The following is a 24,507-nucleotide window of genomic DNA, read 5'->3' on the forward strand; positions in this document are numbered from 1 at the left end:
CTTCGTGGTCACCTGCCGTACATGGTTCCGGATTCACTCGATGAGCTGGTCGGGCCGACAGACGGGGCTGTCGTGCTGCCCATCGACTTGGACTGGTCCCAGCAGCGTCGCTACGATCTCGCCGTCGACAAGGACCGCCGACGCCTGCACGAAACTGTTATTCGTGAAGCCATGAGCCTCGATGCCCTGTGTTCGTTTCTCAACGCCGACCTGCTGGTACGGCTGTGGCCGACACCGTGGTTGCCACCGCAGGTCTGGAGGCTGTGGGAAGAGCGCTTTCCAGAGCTGCGACACCGGGCAGCCGCGTAGTCTGAGGCCATAAATCCCCTGCACACGCGTCTGGCCCGGCCGGGGCTACAGGCCACGGCCGACCACGGATTCGTACTGGCCGGCGGGTACGCGGTCCAGGCCCACGGCTTTCTCCGGCGAATCTCGGAGGACGTGGACCTGTTCACCGATCAGTCCGACCCAACCGCTTTCGACGACGCGGTCCGGCGCGTCCACGACGTATACGTCGCGAGCGGCCTGACCGTCGAAGTCGCCAACAAGGGCGAGACGTTCGCCCGGCTCCTCGTCACCGACGCAGCCGGCCGGACCACAAAGGTCGAGATGGGATACGACTGGCGTGCCGAGCCACCGGCCGTCATGGACATCGGCCCCGTCCTGCACCCTGACGACGCGGTTGCGAACAAGGTCTCAACGGTCTTCAGCCGGGCAGAAGCACGCGATTACGTGGACGTGGCCGCAGCCCTCTCCTCCGGCCACTACACCGGCGATCAGTTGCTGCGCCTGGCGGAAGAACGCGACCCGGGCTTCGACCACGGTTCCTTCGTCCAGGCCCTGCGGGCTGTCGACCACTGGGACGATGAGGACTACATGGCCTACGGCCTCGACGCCACCGGTGTCAGCGCCTTGAGAAGGACCCTGAGGGAATGGGCCGACCGCATCGAACAAGGGCTCACATAGGCACGTCACCTCACTGCCGCTTTCAACGCTAGCCGGAACCGTGTGCGCAGGTCCGAGTCCTGCCGGGGGCACTTACACGAACAAGAGGCACGCTGTCTGCCATGCTCATCCACCCAGGGCACCGCGATCGGTGCCCTTTCTCGATTCCTCTTGGCTGAGCGTCCCAGTGGCCGGTTTCCGCTGATGTTCTTGATCCTCCCTCGTCACCCGCGGATGATGTCCGGGGTTTCCTCGCACCTCCGGACCGTGGACGCGCACGATCCGAGTGCGCGAAAGGGCACAGGATGACGAGCGCGACGGGGGCGTGACAGTGATGCTCGGGTGTCGAACAGGCCGGCGGGGGGCTGTTCCCGCATGAGGCAGCGCCTGCAGGTCGTGCTCCAGATCATGCTGGTGCTGGTCGCCTGCCTTCTCGCCATCGCGACCAACTACGCCACCAACGAAACCGATGTGCCCTGGGCGCTGGAGGCCATCCGGCGGGTATCGATTCCGGCCATCGGGCTGCTCGTCGTAGCCATGGTGGTCGGCCAGGTGGTCGTGTACCGGCTGGAGAACCCGGCACCCGACCAGCCGGAGTGGCCGCGTGACAGGATTCCGTACCCGGGGCTGGACGCCTACGGCGAGGACGAAGCCGCCGTCTACTTCGGCCGGGAGGCCCAGGCTGCCGAGCTGACACGCAGGCTGCACGCTTCGGGCTCCCGCCCGGCCGACCGGTTTCTGCTGCTGACCGGGGCCTCCGGCAGCGGCAAGTCTTCGCTGGTACAGGCCGGAGTGATGCCGCGGCTGCGTCGGCGCCGGTGGACCGTCGTGCCGAAGTTCGCGCCGGGGTCGAACCCGTTCAACGCTGTTGCCGCGTCCCTGGCCTTGGCCGGCGGTGGCACCGAGCCGGCCAGCGCGGTGGTGCGACGGCTTCGGCAGGGGCCGGACAGCCTGGCGGCCGAGGTATCACGGCTGCGTGGCGGGCAGTTCCGGCGAATCCTGCTCGTGATCGACCAGTTCGAGGAACTCGTCACCCTTGCGGGCGAGCGGGAACGGGAACAGTTCCTGGAAGCGCTGGACACCTGCCTCCGGCAGGAGCCCACGGTCCGGGTCCTTGCCACCTGCCGGGTGGACCTGCTCGGGAGGCTCCTCGCCACCAGGCACGCGCAGCTTCTGCAGCATCCGGTGACGATCGGCACCTTGAACAGGGCCCAGCTCGCTCAGGTCGTCGAGCGACCGGGCGCTCTGGTGGGTATCTCGTTCGCTCCAGGTCTCGTCGAGACCATCATGGACGACACCGGCACGGATGATGCGCTTCCCCTCCTCGCCTACCTCCTCCAAGAGCTGTACTTCGCCTGCGGACCGGGCGGCACGGTCAGCGAGGAGACGTACCAGCGGCTCGGGGGCGTTGCGGGGGCGCTTGCGAGGCAGGCCGACAACACCGTGGCAGCCCTCGGCCCCCCGAACGGCATCGAGTTCGTCCTGCGGGTACTACTGAAGTTCGTCACGCTCGAAGAGCGTGACCTCGCCCGCCGCCCGGTGCCTCTGTCCGAACTCAGTGACCAGGAGCGGTACGTGGTGGACGCGTTCATCGACGCGCGCCTCATCCGGTCCGATGCGGCGGACGGAACGACGGGGGACGGAAGTGGGCACCGGGAGGCGTACGCCGAGGTGACGCACGAAGCCCTGTTCCGCCAGTGGGCCCCTCTGCGGCAGGAGGCGGAGGCCCGGGCGGAACGTCTGCGGGAGCGTGCCGAGTTGGAGCGGTGGGCCGCGGACTGGGAACGGTCCGGGCGCAGCGTGGACTATCTCCTCACCGGTGAGCGGCTCGCGGTGGCCCAGAGGTGGCTGGTCGCGCTGGAGGAGGCAGGGCAGGCGTCGGCTCCTGCCCGCGCGCTCGTGGACGCCTCACAGCGGCGGGACCTGGCTTTTCTCAACCGTGTCTCCGACAGCATCGGCCGCCAGGTGGTCGTGAGTGCCGAGACCGAGCCGGAACGGGCGCTGCTGCTCTCCCTGGCCGCGCTCGGCGAGTGTGCGCCGACACCGGCAGCGCGGCGCGGGCTGCTGACGGCGCTGGCTGCCGGCCACCTCCGTGCCCGGTTGGACGGGCATTCGGACACGGTCCGGGACATCGACTGGTCCGCCGACGGCAAGCTGCTGGCCACCGCTTCCAGAGACGGCACCGCCCGGGTGTACGACGCGGGGTCGGGACGTCAGCTGTGGGTGCTGCCCTGCGACGGGGTCATGGTCGAGTCGGTGTGCTTCTCCCCCGACGCGACACGGGTGGCCACCGCGGGCCGCGATCACGTCGTACGGGTCTGGGACGTCACATCCGGTGAATTGGCCCGGCAGCTCACCGGTGCCGGAGACATCGGACGACAGGTGGCGTGGTCGCCGGACGGGCTGCGAGTGGCCGCGACGTTCAGGGACCGGGTCGTACGGGTGTGGGCGGCTGACACCGGTCGGCTCGTGCACGAACTACGCAGCCACACAGGCGACGTCTGGGGCGTCGCCTGGTCACCCGACGGCACTCGCCTCGCCACCGCCTCGCACGACCGGACGGTGATCGTCTGGGACGCGGCGACGGGATCACCCACGACCACCCTGACCGGCCACACGGAGTTCGTCGAGGGCGTCACGTGGTCCCCGGACGGGGAGTTGCTGGCGACCGGTTCCGGTGATCACACCGCACGGGTCTGGGACACCCGTACGGGCGCGCTGCGGCTGCTGCTGCGCGGTCACACGGATTACGTGTGGAAACCTGCCTTCTCGCCGGACGGCCGGATGCTCGCGACCCCGTCGTCCGACCGGACCGTTCGTGTCGTCACCACCGACGACGCAAAGGTGGTCGCGGTATTGCGCGGGCACACCGACACAGTGTGGTCCGTCGTGTGGTCACCGTCGGGTACCCGGCTCGCCACCGCGTCGACGGACGGAACCGGCCGGGTATGGGATCTGCAGCCACGGGGCGCCGAGTCGGTCCTGGTCCGCGGGCACGACGGGCCGGTCAACCAGGCCGCCTGGTCCGGCGACGGTGCTCGTCTCGTCACCACCTCGGACGACGGCACCGTGCGGGTCTGGAGTTCGGACTCGGGTACGCCCGCCGGGCCGGTGGCAGCGCCCGGCGTACGCGTGTGGAGCGTGGCGTGGGCACCGCACGGTGACCGCTTCGCCCTCAGCACCGCGGACGGCCTCTTCCGTGTTGTCGACGGCGCGGGCGGCACCGTGTTCGAGTCACGGGGCGAACCCGTCGAGGGGTGCTCATGGTCTCCGGACGCCCGACGGATCGCGACCGGCGGACACGACGGCACGGTACGCATGGTGTCGACCCTCGACGGCACGGAACTGATGAAACTGACGGGGCACCAGGACTGGGTGGGGCGTGTGGCCTGGTCTCCGAGCGGGCGAATGCTGGCCAGTTGCTCGGACGATCGCACCTGCCGCCTGTGGGACACCACCGACGGCACTCAACTGACCGTGCTGCGCGGGCACGGCAACTACGTGGAGGACGTTGCCTGGTCACCCGACGAGGAGCGTGTGGCCACAGCTTCCGGCGACTGGACGGCCGCCGTGTGGGACTCCGCCACGGGGAGACGTGTCGACGTGCTGAAAGGCCACGAGGGACGGGTCCGCGCCATCGCCTGGTCACCCGACGGCCGTCGCCTCGCGACGGGGTCCGACGACCGGACGGTACGGCTCTGGTCCGCCATCACCTTCGAGGAGACAGGCGTCATCGGTGTGCACCGGGACAAGGTGACCTCGGTGGCCTGGTCCGGGGACGGTACCCGGCTGCTCACCGCGTCCGCCGACGGGACCTCGCGCGTGTGGTCGGCCGACCCCGACTACGACCGGCTGGAGGCCCGGGCGCGGGGGCGGGTCTTCCGCACCCTCGACGCCGAGGAGCGGCGGCAGCACCTGCTGCCGCCGGATCCCGCGTGAATCAGTAACAAGGCTCAACCGTACGGTCGTCAGTGCGCACGAGGTAGTCGTCCGGATCGAGGCTCATCGCCTCGCGCTCCGGCGACGCCCAGTACATCGCGTTCCGCTCCTCAAAGGTTTCGGGACCGTCATAGGAGATCAGCCAGATGAACTGGCTGCGTTCCCGGTCAACCCAAGCCCCACCGATCTCGAAGCCCAAGTCCAGCCGCAGCGGCACGATGTCGCTGCGCCACCGCTCCACCCACTCGTCGAGCAGCCCGTCGCGGACGGTGTATGTACGCAACTGCGTGGTCCTGGGCATCGCTGGGCATCTCCTGTCGAGTTGAGAAGACCGGCAGACCGCCCCATCGCTCCACCCGAGCGCGGCGCACCACCGGCCGAAGCCACCTGTGCAACCGTACGTCACTCACGCCTGCCGACCGCGTCCGTATCAAGCATTCCGGGAGTCCAGGAGAGCCGCCGGTTCGCCCTCCCGCCGACAGCGGAGTCTCTCGGTGCTTGCTGAGCAGCTACGGAAAGTAGAGTGTTCGTAGCATTGGGTCCGGTTCAGCCCGCACGTCAGCAGCGGGCCTGACCAGCGATCGTGGGGGACAACGTGGGTGTGCAACCGTCCGACGCGTACGACCCGCTGATCCCGATGCCCGAGCTCACCCCCGATGCCCTCCGGGCCGCCGTGTCCCGCATCGCTCCCGGCAAGGTCCCGGCCCTCACTCGTCATCTCTTCGAAGCGACCGCCAACGCCCTGCAGATCCGGAGTCTCGCCCCGCTGCGAGCCTTCATCCACTCCTGGGCCGTCTTCGTCGCCATCGAACGCCACCCCGCACGGGCAGCCCGCCTGCGGGCCCTGGAACACCTCGTGGACGCCGGCCACGAGGACCCCACCGGTGCCATCGCCGAGATCCACGAGATCAGGCAGAGGGCGGTAGCGGAAACATGTCTGACACTGCGCGAACACCGGACCACCCCTCCGACCGAGTACGTGACCATCGGACTCTCCGCCGACGTCGCCTGCGACGTCGCCCGGCAGTTCGAGCGGGAAATCTCAACGAACTGATCGCGGCGGCCGAGGCGGCGCAGCATGGCCCACGGCCTCGGGCTCTGCCGGCGTCGACGCCCGGCGAGAGGCCCGAGACATGGGCCCGCTGGGTTCCGCCCACCGTCCCGCGCCAGCGAGTCCGGTACGTCCTTGCACCGATGCCGAACGTTTCGACCCGCTGCGGCGTCTCAGGAGGGATTCGGGAAGGGAGGACTCTGTTGTCGCGACCAGGAACGGACAGCGAGCAGGCAGCGGAACTGCTGAGCGCGGGGCAGGAGGAACGGGTCCGGGCCGTCATGGCACTGGGCGGCGTGCCCTTCGAGGAACTGCACGACGGGGTACAGCAGGTCAGGCTACGGCTGCTGGAGCGGGTGGCGAAGGGCGTGGAGCCGCCCCGGAACGTCTCCGCGTGGGCAGCGGCCGTGGCCTCGAACCTGGCGATGGACTGGCATCGAGCCAGGCACCGAAGCGGGCGGCTGGAGGAACGACTCGGCTCTCTTCGGGCCGCCACGGGGGACACGGACGGCGGCGAGGAGGCCCGTGTGCGGGCACTCACCGTGGCGCGGGGGATGGAGTCCCTGCCCGGGGCCCAACGGCAGGTGGTGGTACTCCGGTTCTACGCGGACCTGTCCGTGCGTCAGATCGCGCAGGAACTCGGCATTCCCGAGGGAACAGTGAAGAGCAGGCTGCACACGGCGGTGCGGAGCCTCCGCACTGCGCTGCACGATGTCGAGGGGGCATGACGGTGGAGCACCGGCACGACGTACACCGGGAAGAACCCTGCGCCCCGGACGACCCACTGATGTACGCGCTCACCGGCGCCCCACTCCCCCCGGAGCTGGCGCGGGACCCCGCTTTCGTGGCCGAGTACCGCGCGGCCGCCGCGGACACAGCGGCCTTCCCCGACGACCTGCGGCTGCTCGCGCGGACGTTGACCGAGGAGCCGGTCTCGGCCCCCCGGATCACTGCGGCTGCGGCTGTCGACACAGCTCCTCGGGGCGCTGCCTTCCGGATGCGTCGGCGCTGGGCCATGGCGGGCGTCGCGGCGGCGGCAGCCGCCGGGGTGGTACTCGCCGGACTGTTCTGGGACGGCGCAGAGGGCGGTAGCGGCTCCCCGGGGGCGGCCCTCTCCCCGGCGGGACGGCTGGCCTGCACCGAGATCATCGCGGAGGGCACGGTGGTGGAGACAGCGGAACCGGCGGATGGCCTAGTCGAGGTGACACTGAGGGTCGACCGCTATCACAAGCCCGAGAGCGGGGAGCCGCTGCTGACGTTCAGCCTGCCCGAGGACGAGTTGGCCGCGGGGCCGACGGCCGCCGACGACTGGGCCGGCAGCCGGGCACTGGTACTGCTGCCACAGGACGAAGGTGCCCTCGGCGAGGTGTTCCGGGAGGGCGGGCCTGCCCCGGACGGCGACACTCCGGGCGGATCAGGGGATGCGCTGGTGTGGGGTCGGGCGATGGTGGACGCATCGCTCGAGGAGTCGCGAGGGCTCCCCTGCCCTGCCGTCCACTGAGAGGCGGCATACCTTCAAGGCATTCCGATACGTCGAAGCACTGCGTTCACCCGCAGCACGCTGAGATCCAGGAAAGGGCAGAAGCGAAAGCCGCCGAGATGCGGAGCCGGCCCACCGCGCCCTCGCGGTGGTGACTGGCGTGGCTCGCTGCAGGGCTCTGTCCAGCTGAAGATCACCGAAACCATGCTCGTGGCCGTGCTGTCAGCGCTCTCGAGATCACCGGGCACAGCAACACTCCCGCACGGCAGAGATCTTCTCGAATCTCTCTGCGAACCGCCGGTTGCCGCACGTACAGTTGGTGCATGCCTTCAGACGAGCCAGCCGCGATGATCTGGGAAAAGATGTGGGTCGGACGCCCAGCCGGAACGCATCTTTCGCAATCGCACACCGCCGGCGGCAACAGCCCTCTTGTGCGCGACGATGACACGAATGAGCTTACCTCACATGTCACGCTGCTCCCTGTCACCGATGAGGAAGACGAGCAAGATCCATCGGACACATCACTCAAGATCGTCCTGGGGATTACGGTAGTCGCTGTCGCGACGTTCGTTGCCATTAAGGCAGCACCACACATTGCAAGCAGGATGAAGAGCCTCAAGTCGAAGTGGAAAAGAGAACACGAAGAACAACAAGGTGACGGCAAAGTCGCCAGCGCCGAGATAGCCACACCCAACAGGTGCGATTCTGCGGACTTCGCACATGAAGTTGATGCTGTACTCGAAGAGTGCGGAGCGAGCATGAGCGGCGCGGAAGCTCAGAAGCGCCTTCTTGCCCTTGTGGCAGCTGCGGCGTTCATCGCCGATCAGATGAGGGCGCTCACCAATGCCCGCATTGAAGACGATGACGCATTTCCGGAGCTGACGAGTGCGATGAGGAAGCTCACAGCTCCGCAGATCACCGACAGCATCAACCGGGCGCTTGAGGCGGACTCTTCTCTGCTCAGCGAAGAGGCGTCGGCTGAGTTCATGAGGATCTTTGGGGGAGGTCGCGACTTGGAGGGCCAGTTCGTGCCGCTGCGAAACGAGAAGATTGCAGCGGCGCTACGTCTGACCAGTGGCGAGACGTAACCGCGGCAGCCTCCGCAGGGCGGTTTCGCGGTCCCCGTCCGCACATGAGTCTGCTCCGGTCACGGCGGTGTGAGGGACGGGACCTCAGGTTCCCCACGCTGCGCGCCGTCGATCGCTGGGACGGCAAAGGACGCTTCTTGTCACCGGGAGGCGAGCAACGGCGCCAGGAAGCGGCTCGGTTCACCGTGCCAGGTGATGGCGACCGCGTCACGGGCCCGGGTTGCCGCGACGAAGAGCAGCGAGCGTGCCCGGTGCAGCTCTCGCCGGTGGCGACTCGGGTCCGCGTGCTTCCAGGCATCCACGGAGGCGCGGGGAACGAGCCCCTCGGACACCCCGGCAATGATCAGGCAGCGGTACTCCAGTCCCTTGAAGCGATACATCGTGCCGATGTGGACGCCCTGGTCGCTGCGCGGGCCGTCCTGCGTGATCTCCGTCGGAGTGATGCCACATCGGGCGAGGCGGTCGGCAAGCTGGGTGACCATGTCGTTGGTCGGGACACAGATGGCCGTGGACTCACGGGGCACGTCGTACCAGGAACGCAGTTGCTCCACTACGTGATCCATCTCCTCATCCCAGTCCCGGGCACCACGCAGCAGCGGGGCCGGGCCGTGCAGGACCGAGCGGTACCCGGCCAGCGTGTCGGCGCCGCCGTCGAGGTCGTCGTAGTCGGCATCGTCCAGGATCCCCATCGCGTCGCGGAGGATCTCCCTGGTCGTGCGGTAGCTGAGTGTGAGCCGGGAGGACCGGCCGCGGATGTGGACTCCCAGGCTGCCGAGGGTGACCTGGTTGTCGTAGATCCGCTGGTGCGTGTCGCCGACGAGGAAGATGTCGTCGGGCCCGGTCGGCACCATGGCGCGCAGCATCTTCCAGTGGGCGGAGCTGAGGTCCTGGGCCTCGTCGACCACGATGTGCCGGTACCGGTAGCGCAGCCGGGCGCCGGAGCCGGCCTCTGCATGGATGTTGTCCAGGCCGCCCCTTTCCTCGCGTTCCTCCGACTTGCGCTCGATCCTTGCCCTGCGTGCCATCTCCAGCCGCGCGGCCCGCTCCGCGACCTGACGGTGAGTCTCCAGCTTCTTGGTCTCCAGCCGCTGGGTGAAACGCTCGGCGAGCTGCCAGATTCCGGCGCGCTCCGCTCGGGAGACGCGGCGTCCTCGGCCGGCGCGCCGGGCGGCGAAGTAGTCGCTCCGGGAGGTCACGGCCTGGCCGAGAATGACCTGGTTCCACTCGTCGCTGAGGAACTCGGCGCTCCAGCGGGTCTCCCCCGCCTCCACCAGCAGCTCGCGCCACTCCCGGAGCGCCGCCGTGTCGTCGATCCGCCGATTCGTGTTGCCCGGGTCCGCCTCCCTGACGATGCGGGTGGCGAGCTGGTCGACATGGGCGATGTCGACGCGGGCCAGCACGTCGGGGCCGCCGAGCGAGACGAGCCGGGCCCGCAGGTCGGCGGCCAGGTTTCTGTTGAACGTGGTGAGCAGGACGGGCTTGTTGTGACCGGGAGGGAGTTCTCGCACCAGATGGCACACGCGGTGGAGGGCCACGATGGTCTTGCCCGTCCCCGGGCCGCCGCCGACCCGGGCCGGGCCGGAGTAGCGCCGGTGCACCAACTTTTCCTGAGTGGGGTGGAGGAAGACCTTCCAGCGTCCGAAGTCGCCCTCCTCCAGGATGCTCTGCAGAGACCTGTCGTCAGTGATCACGACGGCAGACGAACGGTCGACGGCCGCCTGCCACTCGTCGGTTCCGGGGTGCTCCTCGCGCTCGGTCACGGCGACGGGCGCGGTCACCTGCTCCATGACCTTGTCGTACGGAACGCCGTCCCGCAGCCGGAGGAGGACCTCCCCGGTGTGGCGGGGCGCGTACTCGGCCAGTCCGAGCAGTTCGTCGTCCGTGGTGAGTTTCCGGACGACCGGGATGAGCGGTTCGGCGACTCCGAGGTCCGCGAGCTGCTCATCGGTGTACGCGGCGAAGAGGGGTTCTTCCAGAGGTTCCGGCCGGGTGGGTTCCGGGGCGGGGGCAGCGGCGGGCTCCGGGGCGGGAGCGCCGGGCGGCGCGAGTTCGCGCCGCAGCACGCTCTCCTCGACAACCTGGAGGTCGACGTACTCGATGGCGCCGGTGATGTGGTTGATGCCGTAGTTGAGCCTGTCCAGATTCTTGTGGACGTGGCTGCGGTGCTTGACGGAGACGAGCAGCCAGTCGTCACCGCTGAGGCGGATCATCAGGGCCCGCCACTCGCGGTTGACGCGTGCTGACCAGAGCCGGTCGTGGCCCTCCAGCTGCTTGAGACGGAGCCCGCCGGCGTTCGGGTTGCGACGGAAATCGTGCTGGAACTTGTAGAACGCCCCGAGGACCGCACGGTCCAGTCCGACGATTTCCTTGTCGGCCTTGTCGAGCAGGCGCAGGGTCACGCCCGTCCTCGGCGCGCCGGTGACCGTCATCGCTCGTTCTCCTCGTGGTCGTTCGTCACCCTGCCGGCTTCGGTGGCGCCATCCACCAGTCGGGCGAGTTCGTCGGCATCCCATTCCGTCGCGGTGCGGACCTGCCAGCCCGCCTCACGGTAGGCGCGGTCCCGTTGTTCGGCGTCGATGTCCCGTTCGCTGCCCGGGCCCGGACGGTGCGCGAGAACGACTCCGACGCGCCGGCCGGGCCACGCGAGTTCGGCGGGCCAGGCGGCCGCGCCCAGTTCGTAGCCGGCTTCCGGCGCGGGCACGCCCCTGGCGGCGAGGGAACGGGCGAGAGCGGGCAGGCTGGGATCGTCCAGGAGGTACTCGATCACCTCCTGCCAGGCGGGGTCACGAGGCGCTGCGGGAGCCTCCTCGGCGTCGCGCCGGTCCGCTGCGGGCTCGCGGCCGTCCGCCGCCGGTGCGTGCGCCCGCCGCTGGGAGGTGAGCCATCCGGCTCCGCCGGTGACCGCCAGCCCGGCCGGGTCGAATCCGGCCAGCATGCCGGTCGTGAGCTGGACCCCCTCCCCCTCGCCCGCGTCGAGGAACTGGAGCAGGTTGCTCCAGTAGAGCCACGCCTGCCAGCGCCTGCGATGGGCTGCTTCGTCGGCCGTGACCGTGTCCGGGCTGTCGTCCAGCACGGTCAGCGCTGTCCAGACCGCCCCGGTCTGCCCTCGGCGCAGGTCGAGCGTGATGGTGAGCGGGCACCCCGACGCGTCCCGGGTCGCCATGACCTGGACGGCGCCCTTTCCTCCGGCCAGCCGCCGCCCGCGCAGGGCCGCGGCGATTCTGTGGGCGATCTCCTCCCCGTCGGCCAGAGCCCTGCTGGTCGCCGATACGGCGGCGAACCCCGCGAGCGCGCTCTGGGTGCGGCGTCGCCATGCGGCGGGGTCCGGGTCGGTGAGGTAGCCGATCAGCGTATCGACCGGGTTGGCCCACACCAGGCGCGGCAGGTCACGGGTGTCGCCGGCGTGCATGCGCCGGTGGACGTCCATGGCCGTCTTCTGCGCGGTGTGGGGGTAGGGGGTCCACACGGGGTCGGCCTTCGGTCCGGTCTGCCCTGTCCAGGCCTGCACGTCGTCCCAGGTGAGCTGGAAGACCTGCCAGCCGTCGGCGCGCAGCCGGGTGCGTTTGACGGCGTCCGGCTCGGCGGTGAGGTGCTCACGGCTCGCGTGGTAGCGGTATCCGTCGAGGTAGACGGCTACTCGGCGGTCGTCGTCGGTGCTGCGGAAGACGACGTCCGGCCGGGTGAAGCCGAGGGAGGGCTGGGTCTCCATCTGCCAGCCTCGGACGGTTCCGTCGGGTGCGGTGAAGCGCAGCGTCGTGTCCCTGGTGCCGTCGGCGGTGAGTGCGGTGCGGACACTGGCCTCGTCCGCCCGCTCGGCCCACTCCAGCAGCCCACGCCGGAACAGTGCCTCCAGTTCGCTCTCCACCTGGTGCACCAGCGTGATGTCCCGGGTGGTGGCGACCGGTTCGGCGGTCCATCGGTCTCCCGTGGGGCCGAACAGGTCGCCCAGCATGTCCAGGGCGTGCTCGCGGGAGACGTGTGCGTACTCGATGTCGGTGACGTGCCGCAGCAGGCAGCGGTGGCACGCGGGCCGGCCCTGCCGCACGCACACGCAGGTCTCGATCACCTGACGGGCGTGCTCCAGGACGCCCTTGAGGCCGTCCCGGCCGGCAAGGCGGTGCAGGTACCCGGTGCCACCGGGAAGCGTGTCGTACAGCACCAGGTAGTGGCGGCGGTGGCCGCTCTCACCTCGTTCCTCGGGCATGGAGTCGGTGACGACCTCGAGGTGGTCGGGGTCCCCGCCGTAGCTGCGGGCGATGCCGGCCAGCAGCAGCGCCTTGAAGGAGGCGAGGCGCTCCCGGGTGTGCGCGGTGACGGCGGGGATGAGGAGACGCAGTGCGTCGGTGCGCAGGACGTGGGCGAGCAGCACCTTCTCTCCCCGCCGTGCGGCGTCGGCTCCGCCGCGCCGCCGGGGGCACCAGGGACGGTGATACCTGCCGGGCGCGGACGAGTCCCCGGTGTCGTGCGCGGCGGGCCCGCCGTCCGGGTCGGCGTAGCCGCAGGCGTCGCAGACCCAGAAGGGGTTGAGACGGACCTCGTGGCCGGCGAAGTCCGTGTCCGTCCCGCCGTCCACCCGGGTCGCTCCGACGTTGATGTGCCGGATGAACGCCTGTCGGGTGAACTCCCAGCCGAAGGTGACGTGCCGGTGTCTCCAGGCCTGTTCGATGTCGCCCGCGTCGATGTCCACGGCGGGGACCACGGTGTAGTGCCGTCTCTCCCGCTCCTCGGTGTCGTCACGCAGGCGGGCGTCGTCGCGTTCGTCCCGGGAGGTGACGCGGCGCGGCACGAGCACCTTGTGCAGGCAGCCGACGTCTCCGATCGCGGGGGACTCGCAGCGGGGGCAGGGGGAGGCGACCTGTTCCGCCCGGTGGGTGCGGACGTATCCGCAGTCGGGGCAGACACGCCACCAGGTCCAGGCCGGGCGGCCGGGACTGCCGATGGCCAGGCCGGTCACGCGGTGCTTGTAGCCCTGCGCGTAGTAGTGGTTTCCCGGAGCGAAATCGGTGAGCGCCAGGCGTGCGGGCCGGCTGTGGCGGAGGATCTTGCTGCGCTTCTTCGGGGCGGACCCGTCGTCGGCCTTCTCGCTCCAGGTGAGAGTGGCCTCCAGTTCGGTGGCCGAGTCGATCAGGCTGTAGTTCGGCAGCAGGCCGAGGTCGACGAGGGCGCCGTGAGCGGTGGTGCGGCTGATCTCGCCGGAGAGGCGTGCCACGTCCCGGCGTTCGGCGCGCAGTTCACGTCCCTGCCGTTCGTGGTCGGGATCGCCGGCGACGAGGAGTCCGTGTGCCCGGTCGATGGCCTCGGTCCGGCGTTGCAGGTCGGCGCGGCGCTCCTCCCAGCGACGGCGCGCGGCGTCCAGGGCGCCTCGCAGCCCCTCCTCACCGGGGTCGGTCGCGTAGGCGACGAGGGCGGCGCGGGCGTGTGGACTGACGCCCGTACCACTGCGCTCGTCATAGGGAGGGAACAGGTCCAGGAAGCCCTGTACCAGCCGCTGTCCGGCGGCGAGCGCGGCTTCGGCGAACTCGGCCTGCCAGGCCGAGGCTCCGAACAGCTCGGTGGCACGTTCGGGCAGCGGCCGCAGTGGCGTCCCGTCGGGGTTCGTCAGCCGTCCGGCGCCCGCGAGGTCGAGGAGGTGGGCCAGGTACTGGCGGCGCAGGATCTCGGCCGCGGACAGGTAGCAGCCGGGCGGCAGGACCTCCCCGGCGATCATGAGCCGGGGTTCTTCGAGGAAGTAGCGTTCCCGCGGGCCGCGGTCCACGACGGTGAGCAGATAGGCGTTGCCGTGGGAGCGGCCCGCCCGGCCCACCCGCTGAATGTAGTTGGCCGGGCCTTTCGGCAGCGAGGCGAGGACGACGGCCGCCAGGTCTCCGATGTCGATGCCGAGTTCGAGCGTGGGGGTGCAGGACAGTACCTGCGGGTTCGCGTAGTGGACGGCGGTCCCTTCGCGGAACGCCTTTTCGACCGCTTCGCGCTTGGCCCGGCTGAGTGTGCTGGTGTGCTCGGCGGTGTTGATGGTGAAGACTCCGGCCTCGCGGTACATCCGCCGGTAGAAGTCCTCGGTGAAGTCCCGTTGCCGCAGGCCGGTGTCCAGGTCACGGCCGGTGCCGAGGACTCCCCCGCAGCGGTAGCGGGGGCACGGCTGCCCGTGCCACTGGTCGGCGAGGTCGGGGTGGATGGTCTGTTCCCAGAAGCAGCGCGGGCAGTGTGCGGTGGCGTCGGGCAGGACGTCGTCGGCGAGTTTACGGACCTGGATGTGGCCGGGCTGGAGACCGTAGACACGCGTGGCGCCGTCGAGCGCGGTGCGCACGGACAGGATTCCGGCGTCGGCGAGCGCCGGCAGCAGCCGGGCGAGAAAGCCGGCGGCGGCTTCGCGGTGCAGGCCGAGGGCGCGCACGGCCCAGTCCTGGTACCAGCCGAGCCGGCCGGTGAGTACGTCGAAGTCCTCGCTGCCCTTCTTGGGTGAGCCGAGCAGGAAGGACGGCGCGGAGACCCCGGGGGGAAAGGCCGGCATGCCGGGTTCCCGTCCGCCCCAGATCAACCACCGGCGTACCCCGGCCTTGCCGAGCCAGGGGTCCAGCCAGGCGTGCCGGACCGCTCCTCGGATGCGCAGGCGTTCGAGCAGACCGCGGACGAAGCCGACGCACCGGTCGGGCCCCGGCACTGATCCGTCGGGCAGTGCGATCTCTCCCGGGGTGGTGAGCAGGAGTTCCCGCACGAGGTCGTCGACGTCGCATCCGTCGGGCAGCGGCACATCGGCGGCGACGGTGCGGGTGAGCTCCAGGGTGCGGCCCCGCCTGGAGCGGAGGCCGAACTCCATGACGGTGGCGAACGCCAGGCGCTGGGCGATCAGTTCCCAGGTGCGGGCGGAACCGCGGCTGCGGCCGGAGAGCAGGGTCTCCACGCCGCGGTCCAGGTGCAGGTCGGGTGGGACGACCGCCGCCTGCACCGCCTTGCTGCCGACGACGTCCGCGATGAGGTCGGCGGTCAGGTCGTTCAGGCTGACCGGTTCGTCCTCGTCGATGCGGCTGGCGAGCAGTGCGCGCAGCGAGAACGTGTACGAGCGGCTGGCGACGTATCCGGCGCGGTGGGCGGCGTCCTGCACGGAGTCGTTGAAGAGGAGGGTCTTGTCCTCGCCCAGGTTCTTGTCCAGCTCCTGGCCGGTGAACAGCTGGGTGACAGCGGCGGCGGCGAGCGCGGCGAGGCCGGTGCCGAGGTAGCGGATGGAGTTGAACGTACGGCAGGCGGGGCACTGGTCGCGTTCCGCGGCCCGGTCGCCGTCGAGGTCGATGTGGACGAACGCGGCGTTGTGGAGAGTCCTGAGCCGACGTGGTCCCCCGCCGTCCGCCGGGCCGGTGAAGTCGGCTTCCGGCGACAGGGGGCGCAGCCGTCCGCCGGTGCCTTCCAGGACCATGACGGCGGGCCCGCCGCGCCGGCGTTCCGCCCCGGGTCCGAAGGCGGCTTCGTGGACCTCCTGCGGGGTCGCCGCGATCATGTTGCGCACCCGGCGCTTGTCACGGCTCACGGAGGCGCGGCGGATCCTGGTGGAGTTCAGGTCGAGTTCGGCCGGGTCGACCTCGGGTGAGTACGCGGCCCAGCCCGACCGTCCGCACTCGCGGCAGAACACGGCGGGCAGGTAGACCTCGGCGGGCGGCGGGGCGCTGTCGTCGGCCGGTACGGCGGCCTGTTCGGCGGCGTCGAGCGGAGCGGCCGGACCCTCCCCGTCGTACGGGGACGGCCGGGCGGCGGGGACCGGGTCGTTGCGGGCCAGTGCGCCGCCCGGGGTCACCCGCTCGTCGTCCCAGCGGAACTCGGCGCGGGCCGTGCTGATGCCCCGCAGCACGCGGGAGACCGAGCGGACCCAGTGGTGGACCTCGATGGACAGCAGCGGCCGGCCGGGGTGCTCGGGGTCACGGGCGTACGACAGGAGGGCCACGTAGCAGGCGAGGGCGCGAGTGGCGACGCGCGGCCGCTGCTGCACGGTCCTGCCCCAGTGGTAGGCGTAGCGGGGCAGTACCTCGGTGATCTCGGAGAGGGTCCTGGGGGCGCCGTCGAGGATCTCCAGGACGGCCGCGGTGAGCCGGTGGCGGCGCAGCGCGGCCCCGAGCTCCTCGGGGCCGGGCCGGCTGAGGCCGGAGAACGCGGTCACGAGGTCGTCCATGGCGCCCGGGTCGCGGGTGGGGTCGCCGAGGGCGACGACCTCCTCCGGCGAGGGGAACGGGAGGGTGAAGTCGCACTCGCCGGTGAAGCCCTCGGTGGAGTGCCGGTCCTCACCGACGACCGAGTCCGGGGGGAACGGCACGCCGAAGACCTGCCCGGCGACCTCCAGCATGCCCGGCCCGCCGCCCGGCCGCCCGGCCTCGCCCCGGCCGTCCGTACCCGCTCCGCCTCCGTGAAGGCCGTGCGCCCCGAGGGTGGCCGACGTGGCGACGGGGCAGACCGGCCCCAGCGGCCGGCCGGGTTCCGCGAGCCCGGTGACGGATCCGAGCCGGCGCAGCAGCATGGCCACGTCGGTGCCCTGGGCGCCGTCGTAGGTGTGGAACTCGTCGAGGACGACGTAGGCGAGCGCGGAGTCCTGCCACAGCCGCTGGTCCTGGGGCCGTTGGAGAAGCAGGTCGAGCATCTTGTAGTTGGTGATGAGGATGTCCGGCCGGGTGCGCCGGATCTCGTCGCGGTCGACAGCGATCGCGGGGTTGTCCCGGGTGAACTCCTGCGACGGCGTGTCGCCGATGTAGAGGGCCGCCCGGACGCCGGCGTCGTGCAGCCGGGTGTCCTTGACGTCGTCGATCCGCTCGCCGATGCGCTGGGCCTGGTCGGTGGCGAGCGCGTTCATGGGGTAGAGCAGGATCGCCTTGACGCCCTCCCGGCCGGCCTCGCGCTCCCGGAGACAGTGGTCGAGAACGGGGACCAGGAACGACTCGGTCTTGCCCGATCCGGTACCGGTGGTGACGAGGGTGGGCCGGGCAGGGCCGTGCAGTGTGGACAGCCGCTCCCAGGCCAGCTCCTGGTGCCGGTAGGGGGTGAAGTCGTCATCGCTGGGCCACCATGTGAGGTGCCGCTGCCAGTCCTTCCCCTCCGCGCTCCGGAAGTGGGTGCGGATGCGGAGGTAAGGGCCGCGGAAGATGCCGTCCTCGGTATCGCCGAGGAAGTTCTCCAGGGCGCGGCGGGTGCTCTCGTCGGCCAGCGCGTACGTCGTCGCGAGGTACTGGCTGAGGCTGTCCCGTACCTGGTCGGCGGCGAGGGTGGGACGCACGCGCGGTCCTCCTTGGTGCTGGTGGTGCCGGCGGTACCGGGGCCGGGCAGACCGGGGTGCCCGGTCACCGCCCTACGGTAACGGGAGCGGCGGACGGGCTCCCGGGGGCGGATTCACACGCCGAGTTTCCGTCCGACGTACGCGATGCGCAGGGTGCGGTCCTCGTGGACCAGCCGGAAGTGCATGCGGCCGGGGCTGGGCAGGAAGTCGCAGTGCCAGTCGAACAGCCGCTTCTCTCCGTCGGTGTCCGGGAACCAGCACAGCCGCCGCCGGTTCTGGAATTCGGTGCGGACGTGGGACCGCCACTGGGGGGAGACGGGCTGCCGGACCGGGTCCCAGTCGCTGACCGCGTCCTGGAGTTCCCCGAGCCGCTCGCCCACCGGCCGCACCCACACCTCGTGCAGTTCGGCGAAGTGCTGCTCGGCGAGCGGCGTAAACTGGAGGAGCGGGAAGAGGTCCGCGCGCAGGCCCCACAGCTCGGCCCCGGACCGCAGGCCCGCGAGGGCTTCCTGCCGGGCGGTGTCCGCGCCGCGCCGGATCCACGGCAGATGAGCGGCGACATGCTCCCGTCTGGCGGCGTGCGGCACCTCGACCCGGGTGACGTGCGAGCCTCCGTCGTCCAGGAGTTCTTCGCGGACGAGGGCGAGCCGCTCGGCGTCCCAGCGTGGCTCGACCGGCAGCGAAACTCCGAGACCACCGGTCAGATGGGCGGCTCCGAGCCCTTCGGTCACCTCCTCGCCATGCCGGTACTCGACATCGGAGTAGGTCTCCCCTTCGGGATAGACCTCCCGGTAGGGCCACTTGGCCTGAAGGATCAGCAGCCGCCGCCACAGGTCCTTGGCCTCCGGCAGGCCGATCCACTTGCCGATCGCGTGCCCCTGGGCGAGCTGGAGGGATTTGACCGGTTCCCGGGAGACCAGCAGGGTCCCCGCCCGGTCCTCCCTGGCCACCGCGAGCACGGCCTTGACCATCTCGGTCATCGACCGGTTGACCCGGTCCGGGTCCGCCGTCGTCTCACAGGACTTCTCGTTCAGGAACAGCTGCGGCACGTCTCCCCCTCCGCGACGATGTGGGTGTCTTGCCCCGCCCTCCCCGGGCGGGTGTCAGCCGATGAGCTTGTCGAGGGTGTTCTCCAGCTCGTCGAAGAACCCGGTGGGCCACTGGTCGAGCATGCCGTCCGCGTCGACCCGCGGGCTGACGACCTCCGCGCCGGTGCCGTCACCGCGGAAGTAGTGGAACACCACGTCCCGGGGGGCCATGCGGCCCTCCTTGACGGCCAGCCGCGCGCCGTTGATGACGTGGTCGCTGTGCGTCTCCATGATCACCTGCGCGCCCTGTGCCGCGGCGGCCGCGGCGAGCGCGGCCATCCGGGTCTGCCCCTGGGGGTGCAGGTGCGCCTCCGGGTTCTCCAGAAGCACCAGGGAGCCGGGGCCCGCGGTGAGGCAGGCGACCACGACCGGCAGGACGTAGGTGAGCCCGAAGCCGACGTTGCTGGGCCGGCGGCGCCGGGTGGGCCCGAGCATCCCCTGGAACCCGTACGAGAGCCGTACGGCGTCGGCGCCCTCGATGGCGTCTGCCTGGATGTCCACTCCGGGGCACAGATCCCCCATCCAGGCGGCGGCCTGGTCGAGCAGGAGGTCGGAGTCGGCATTCGGGTGGTGCAGCGGGCCCGCCGGGATTCCTGTCCGGGCATGGTGCCGGAGAAAGTTGACGGTGTGCTCGCCGCGCACGCCGAGGAAGCCCCGGCCGACGGCCGCGTGGTGGTCGCGCGGGTAGAACTCGGCGGGCGAGATGCGGTCGGCGTGCAGGTACTGGAAGGGAGCGGTGAAGAACGCCGGCCTGACGGCCTCGGGCCCGGCGGGCGCGGCGGCCCCCTCACCGGTGAGCGGCAGGTCCGCCTCGGACAGCGGCAGCAGGTTCTGCTCGGGCGCGTACTTGACCGTCCAGCCGTAGTGGTAAGGCCCCTCGTCGACGCTGAGTTCGATCCGGGGCTTGTCCTCCGCGAACTCCTCGTGCAGGACATCCTCTCCGGTACCGAGGCCTACGAGTTCGCCGTTGAGCAGAAAGCCCTCGCTGGCGACGCCGGAACGGAGCCGCGCTCCGAGCGGGCTCTCGGAGGCGATGAGGACACCCGCTTCGTACGACTGCCGCAGCAGTGCGAGAGCCTGGAGGACGCTGCTCTTGCCGGACGAGTTCAGCCCGGTGAGAAGGGTGAGCGGGCCCAGCGGTAAGGACGCGTCACCGAACGCCTTGAAGTTCCTCAGCGTCAGCCGGTCGATCACTGCCCCACTACCCCTCGGAAAAGCTGTGCCATCGCGCTGAATCTCGTGCGGACCTTCTTCGGGTCGCCGGTGCTGATGGAGATGGACCGGTCGAAGTCCCAGTCCTTCATCAAGTCGAAGAATCCGGCGAGTACCCTTTGCCGGGACGCTACCAGCTTCGCCCGCTCGTGATCACTGAGACGGGCGAGATTCACCGCGACGGTCTCGAACAGCGCCTTGTTGATCGGCGAGCGCGCAGGGCCACCACGCCATTTACGGAAGGCGTGGTCGCCGAAGAGGTCCTTGGCGCACACCATCGCAGCCCGGAACTCCCGTGCGAGCGCTTCCCGCTGCGCGTCGCTCAGCCGGTTGACCTGATGCATGACGGTGACCAGGAAGTGGTCGAAGTCCTGCTGGTTGTGCTCGGCCGGGTCGGTCAGGCGGAAGGCGAGGAAGCGAAGCACCATCTCCCGGTCGGCCATCCGCTCGTTGGACACGCTCCAGCCGGTGGCCTCACCGAACGAGGGGTGCTCCGCCGTGTCTGCGAGGAACTCGCGGACGGGCCCCTGCACCAGCGCGTGCCGGAGTTCCTGCGCCTTGAGCGGCAACCCGCCGGTGTTGATGCGGGAGAAGACGTTGTACTTCACGGCCTCCGGGGTGCCCTGCTGGATGATGTGGACGACGAGCTGCGTCTCCCGCAAGCGGATCTTCAGCCTGCCGGAGAGGTCTTCGTAGCCCTTGCCATGGAAGTCGGTGAGGTAGTCCAGGCCGCGCAGAGCAAGCGGTGGCATCTTGACGACATCGGGCGCGATGAACCGGGCGATGGCGGTGAGCCGCTGAACCCCGTCGACCACGGCCCAGTTGTCCTCGCTGTCCTGGGCCATGTGGAAGTTCGAGATGGGGATGCGCAACAGCAGCGACTCGATGAGCCGGCTCTGCATGACGTCGCTCCAGATGCCGGCCCGGCGCTGGAAGTCGGGCGCCAGGTCGATCATGCCCTCACGGAGCCGCGACAGCAGCAGGTCGACGGTGGTCGTCTCCGTGTGGATCTTGATGCTGTCGGGCCGGAACGGGGCGGAGATGCCGTCCGCGTCGCTGTAGTGGACTTCCCTCTCGTCGTCCCCGCCGGAAGTGAGCTCCAGCTCGACACCGGTCGGCCGGCCGTCGGAACCGATCTCCAAGGGCGTCTCCAGCGGCAGGAACAGCGGATCCTGCTCCCCGGGCACGTCCACCGGTGCCGCGTACCGCTGGATGCCCACCGGCCGGTTCCGGCCGGTGGCCCGGCCGCCACCGCTGTCCTCCAGGCCCGTCATGGTTCCTGCTGCCCTCCGCCGCCGCCCGATGCCGTCCGGCAAAGCCTATATGCGGCATCACAGCCTGTCAGCGCGACGTCCGGGCCAGTGAGCGGAGGCAGGTCGCCGGAGTTCCACGTCGGCGCGGCTGCCTCCCATGGGCGTGGGGGCCAGGACTCGCACGGGGCCTCAGGAAGCGCACTGATGGTGGTTCTTCAGCTCAGCCACGAAGTCTTCGGCAAACGCCTTGACATGAGCCCTGCGCTCCTTCTGCTCTCCCTCGGTGTCACCTGTGGTGAGCCGTACGCCCACGAAAGAGCCGAAAAGGCTGGTCTCGCAGGGGAAGGTGACGGCGGCCCCACTCGCCCACAGAACCGCCTCCTCTCCGCCGATCCTCACCCTCACGACGTCTTCTTCTCTCCGTTTCGCCACAGCAGTCTCTTCCATAGGATCGCGGAACCCGCCCAGCATGCCTCCCTCCGCGACCAGAGACAGCTTCGAATCAACCAGCAGCCGGCATTTCCAATACTCCCCCCCTTCCGCACTTTTCCTTTCCTCCAGCACATCTCCCGCGACGAGAAGCGGAGAGAGGAGCTCGGGCTTGACGGAAATTCCGCACACATCCGAAGGGATGTCATACGACTTCGCCTGCCCGGCACCACTGCACGCGCACAAGAGTATGGACAGGGCGAAGGTCAAGGACATCACCCCCCAACGGGACATCCAGCCTCCCCTCATGAGCCCGGCCCGCCACCGCGACCATAAAAAGATTCCGTCACCTGGTGTCATCCCTTCCATCGTTCGCCGCCGCACCGATCACTTGACTCCGGCCAAATCGCGTTTGGTAACCCGTTTCCCCGTCCGCCCAATCGGAGTACATTCGGTACCATTCATCCGCCAGTGCCTCAAGCTGCTGCTCGCGCGCCTCTCGAACATCCCAATTCTCTGCTTCGTTCTCGACTCCGAGCCGCTTCTTTTCGTCTTCAAGCCAGCCTTGAGATCGGATATCCACCTCCCGTTGCACCAGATCTCCCGCACCCGGCAAGAAGGTCACAATGCCACCGATTCCATGGTACGCGTACCTCGCCTGCCATTCGGCTCGAGATACCTCCTCATCAGACTCAACAGAAAGTGCGTCATGCCTCCCTTGGCCAAGAAATCCGACCACCTTGCCCGCCCGATCGAGGATGTTCTTGGGGTTCAGATCCTGCCCGACAACAGTCGCCTCATCAGCCATGGAATCGAAAAGTTGATGATTGATCCCCCCGTTGAGGATGCCATAGGCAACCGGATCACGAGACAACTGGACAACCACACCGGAAAGATTTCTGACACTGAAAGGACGCTCCACCATGGTGTTACCCGCAGTGTCGATGAAGGCCGCACCGTGATTCACGAGCACGCGGGCCATGGGCTGGCGGAACTCCGGAGCGAAGTCGTCACCCGCCTCGTCGAGCAACCTCAGGGCACGGTCCACGATCTGCTTGTTCGCCTCGGTGTGCGTGTGCTCCTGAGATTCCGGACCGTTGGGATCAAGTCCAGTCGCTGCCGCTGTCAAGGCATCCCCGATCGCCACACGGCTGGCAACAAGACCACTCTGTGCAACCTCTTCATCGAGTAGGCTTCCCATGTCCCGGTCCCGGAGCAGATACTGCATGGTGATCGTTTCCCGCTCCAGGTGGCCGTGGGGTCCGAAGAACTCCAGGGAGGCGGACGGGTCCCGGCTGAGGGCGGACATGAAACCGGTCATGGGATCATGACGGAAGTCATCACCGAGCACCGAGACGAAATCTCCAGGACCGCGACCGGGCCAGCAAACTTTGCTCTCCATTTCCATAGCGATCAAGGAGTTTCCGTAGGTGTTGAGGAAGTCAGCATCCCAATCACCGTGCTCCATGAGACTGCTCATGATCTGGAAACCGTGGACCCGGATGCCGGATCGCATCGGCACCGGACCGGCACCATGAGCAACAACCTCATCACGCCACGCCTTCATCTCCGGCGACTGCACGTGCGTAGCCGTCGCAATCGTGTTGCCCAGACTCTCGTGCAGGTTCGCCACAGCCCGCACGCGGTCTTCGGTGACCTTTCCCACTTCCTGACGGTCATTGAGCTCGGCCCAGAGCAACAAGGTGCCTTCAGGACCGAGAGCGAGAGCCACCGCAGCAGCGAAGTCCGGGTCATCGCTCCAGGGAAGAAGAAGGGAATGCGCTTCCTCCATTCCCTCAACAGTGCGGATACGATCGCTCTGCACCAGTCCGAGGAAGTCCGATGCTGCCCGGTCGGCCTCACTGCCGAACAGCTCATAGGAATCACCGACACTCTCAAAGGTATGCCCGGTGAAATGATCGTTCCCGTCCGAACCAGCGAGATGGTACAGCGCGCGGGCGTGTTCGGCATCGGTGATCTCTACCTGTCGCAGGATTCCCGTCACCCGGGCCGAGATCTCTTCGGCAGCCTGTTCTCTTCCGGCAACTTCTCCGGGATCGAGGGGCGCTCGGGAACCGATGGTGACCGTTCCGTCCCTCCGGATGGACAAGCCCTGAGCAGCGGCCTCCGACTCGGCAGCGAGCAGCTTTCGCTGCTGAAGGGACAGGGCGTGGTGAAGGTCGCGGAGGATGGCGTGCATCCCCTCGGCCTGCGCGTGGGCTGCGGCGAAGCGGCCGGCGGTCGTGATGACGAACGGCCGGGTCACCTCGGCGTTCTCGCCCCGCCATCGGGCCGCCACAGCTTTCGCACGCATCCCCGTGCGTGCCTCCTCGGCTTGTTCCTTGAGGCGCTGGGCGGTGTCTCCCCATGCCTGTACGGCTTCCGACAGATTGCCCAGCCGCAGGTGGTACAGGTCCTCATAGCTCAGCGACACTTCGCCACCCCCACACGTCGAACGGCCCCGGCCCGTTTTACGGCTGTAAGTGTGTCATGACGCGTGGTGTTCATCCCTGGCCCGGCCGCCCGGGGCCCAGGGCTGAGGCCCGTACGGCCGGAAGGTGAGGGTGGGGTCCGGACTACCGCAGTCCGGCTGCGCCACACCGGCTCGGGCCCCTCCCGTGGATCCGGGCCCGCATCAGCAAGGGATCGCGTACGCAGAGTCAGCGTACGCGTACGTTCAGTGGACGATGCCCCTCGCCCCGGGCGACGATGGGACGCGTCAGAAGCGGTGCGGCGAAGCGCGTGCGCGCGGAAGGTGGTCGACGGTGACCTACG

Annotated in this window: 15 protein-coding genes; 7 read left to right on the forward strand and 8 right to left on the reverse strand. The window is 69.3% G+C overall.

Annotation, left to right across the window (positions count from 1 at the left end):
* The first annotated feature begins 72 nt into the window (after positions 1-72).
* The 3 genes from ABD299_RS03825 (at position 73) to ABD299_RS03835 (ending at position 4,884) form a co-directional block, all read left to right on the forward strand.
* The gene (locus tag ABD299_RS03825; protein WP_344259041.1) at positions 73-309 is read left to right on the forward strand and encodes a transcriptional regulator; all 237 of its coding nucleotides are present in this window, start codon (positions 73-75) and stop codon (positions 307-309) included.
* 30 nt (positions 310-339) lie between these two features.
* Positions 340-966: a nucleotidyl transferase AbiEii/AbiGii toxin family protein gene (locus ABD299_RS03830; RefSeq protein WP_344259017.1), complete on the forward strand. Its 627-nt coding sequence runs from the start codon at positions 340-342 to the stop codon at positions 964-966.
* A gap of 354 nt (positions 967-1,320) precedes the next feature.
* Positions 1,321-4,884: an nSTAND1 domain-containing NTPase gene (locus ABD299_RS03835; protein ID WP_344258830.1), complete on the forward strand. Its 3,564-nt coding sequence runs from the start codon at positions 1,321-1,323 to the stop codon at positions 4,882-4,884.
* A 1-nt stretch (position 4,885) separates the two neighbouring features.
* Here ABD299_RS03835 and ABD299_RS03840 read toward each other — a convergent pair whose 3' ends face one another.
* Entirely contained in the window at positions 4,886-5,185 is a 300-nt protein-coding gene (locus tag ABD299_RS03840) for an NIPSNAP family protein (protein ID WP_344258832.1), read from the reverse strand.
* A gap of 294 nt (positions 5,186-5,479) precedes the next feature.
* On the opposite strand from ABD299_RS03840, the gene ABD299_RS03845 reads away from it, so the two are divergent.
* The 4 genes from ABD299_RS03845 to ABD299_RS03860 all read left to right on the forward strand — a co-directional run bounded on the left by ABD299_RS03845 (position 5,480) and on the right by ABD299_RS03860 (position 8,503).
* On the forward strand, positions 5,480-5,938 hold the full coding sequence (locus ABD299_RS03845; protein WP_344258834.1) for a hypothetical protein: 459 nt from the start codon (positions 5,480-5,482) through the stop codon (positions 5,936-5,938).
* A gap of 140 nt (positions 5,939-6,078) precedes the next feature.
* The gene (locus ABD299_RS03850) at positions 6,079-6,663 is read left to right on the forward strand and encodes a sigma-70 family RNA polymerase sigma factor (protein WP_425581245.1); all 585 of its coding nucleotides are present in this window, start codon (positions 6,079-6,081) and stop codon (positions 6,661-6,663) included.
* Positions 6,660-7,436, forward strand: a complete 777-nt coding sequence (locus ABD299_RS03855; protein WP_344258838.1) for a hypothetical protein — start codon at positions 6,660-6,662, stop codon at positions 7,434-7,436. Before ABD299_RS03850 ends, ABD299_RS03855 begins: the two co-directional genes overlap by 4 nt.
* Before the next feature lie 302 nt (positions 7,437-7,738).
* Positions 7,739-8,503 (forward strand): hypothetical protein, encoded by a 765-nt coding sequence (locus ABD299_RS03860; protein ID WP_344258840.1) that lies wholly within the window; start codon positions 7,739-7,741, stop codon positions 8,501-8,503.
* Between the two features lie 140 nt (positions 8,504-8,643).
* Here ABD299_RS03860 and ABD299_RS03865 read toward each other — a convergent pair whose 3' ends face one another.
* From ABD299_RS03865 to ABD299_RS03895, 7 genes are all read right to left on the reverse strand, one after another.
* Positions 8,644-10,932 (reverse strand): UvrD-helicase domain-containing protein, encoded by a 2,289-nt coding sequence (locus tag ABD299_RS03865; protein ID WP_344258842.1) that lies wholly within the window; start codon positions 10,930-10,932, stop codon positions 8,644-8,646.
* Positions 10,929-17,750, reverse strand: coding sequence for a DEAD/DEAH box helicase (locus ABD299_RS03870; RefSeq protein WP_344258844.1), 6,822 nt, complete (start codon positions 17,748-17,750; stop codon positions 10,929-10,931). Before ABD299_RS03870 ends, ABD299_RS03865 begins: the two co-directional genes overlap by 4 nt.
* Positions 17,751-17,863: 113 nt before the next feature.
* The gene (locus ABD299_RS03875) at positions 17,864-18,799 is read right to left on the reverse strand and encodes a hypothetical protein (RefSeq protein ID WP_344258846.1); all 936 of its coding nucleotides are present in this window, start codon (positions 18,797-18,799) and stop codon (positions 17,864-17,866) included.
* Between the two features lie 54 nt (positions 18,800-18,853).
* Positions 18,854-20,032: an AAA family ATPase gene (locus ABD299_RS03880; RefSeq protein WP_344258848.1), complete on the reverse strand. Its 1,179-nt coding sequence runs from the start codon at positions 20,030-20,032 to the stop codon at positions 18,854-18,856.
* Positions 20,029-21,324: a DUF262 domain-containing protein gene (locus ABD299_RS03885; protein WP_344258850.1), complete on the reverse strand. Its 1,296-nt coding sequence runs from the start codon at positions 21,322-21,324 to the stop codon at positions 20,029-20,031. Before ABD299_RS03885 ends, ABD299_RS03880 begins: the two co-directional genes overlap by 4 nt.
* A gap of 168 nt (positions 21,325-21,492) precedes the next feature.
* Positions 21,493-22,002 carry a hypothetical protein gene (locus ABD299_RS03890; RefSeq protein ID WP_344258852.1) on the reverse strand — a complete coding sequence of 170 codons (510 nt, stop codon included), beginning with the start codon at positions 22,000-22,002 and terminating at the stop codon, positions 21,493-21,495.
* 76 nt (positions 22,003-22,078) lie between these two features.
* Positions 22,079-24,166, reverse strand: coding sequence for a hypothetical protein (locus ABD299_RS03895; RefSeq protein ID WP_344258854.1), 2,088 nt, complete (start codon positions 24,164-24,166; stop codon positions 22,079-22,081).
* Positions 24,167-24,507 lie beyond the last annotated feature (341 nt).

Source organism: Streptomyces sodiiphilus, from assembly GCF_039529215.1.
GTDB classification, from domain to species: domain Bacteria; phylum Actinomycetota; class Actinomycetes; order Streptomycetales; family Streptomycetaceae; genus Streptomyces; species Streptomyces sodiiphilus.

Excerpts from the sequence above, each read along its gene's own strand:
- ABD299_RS03835 (WP_344258830.1), top strand. The coding sequence starts at position 1,321 with ATGAGGCAGCGCCTGCAGGTCGTGCTCCAGATCATGCTGGTGCTGGTC.
- ABD299_RS03840 (WP_344258832.1), bottom strand. The coding sequence starts at position 5,185 with ATGCCCAGGACCACGCAGTTGCGTACATACACCGTCCGCGACGGGCTG.
- ABD299_RS03850 (WP_425581245.1), top strand. The coding sequence starts at position 6,079 with ATGCCGAACGTTTCGACCCGCTGCGGCGTCTCAGGAGGGATTCGGGAA.
- ABD299_RS03855 (WP_344258838.1), top strand. The coding sequence starts at position 6,660 with ATGACGGTGGAGCACCGGCACGACGTACACCGGGAAGAACCCTGCGCC.
- ABD299_RS03860 (WP_344258840.1), top strand. The coding sequence starts at position 7,739 with ATGCCTTCAGACGAGCCAGCCGCGATGATCTGGGAAAAGATGTGGGTC.
- ABD299_RS03865 (WP_344258842.1), bottom strand. The coding sequence starts at position 10,932 with ATGACGGTCACCGGCGCGCCGAGGACGGGCGTGACCCTGCGCCTGCTC.
- ABD299_RS03885 (WP_344258850.1), bottom strand. The coding sequence starts at position 21,324 with ATGACGGGCCTGGAGGACAGCGGTGGCGGCCGGGCCACCGGCCGGAAC.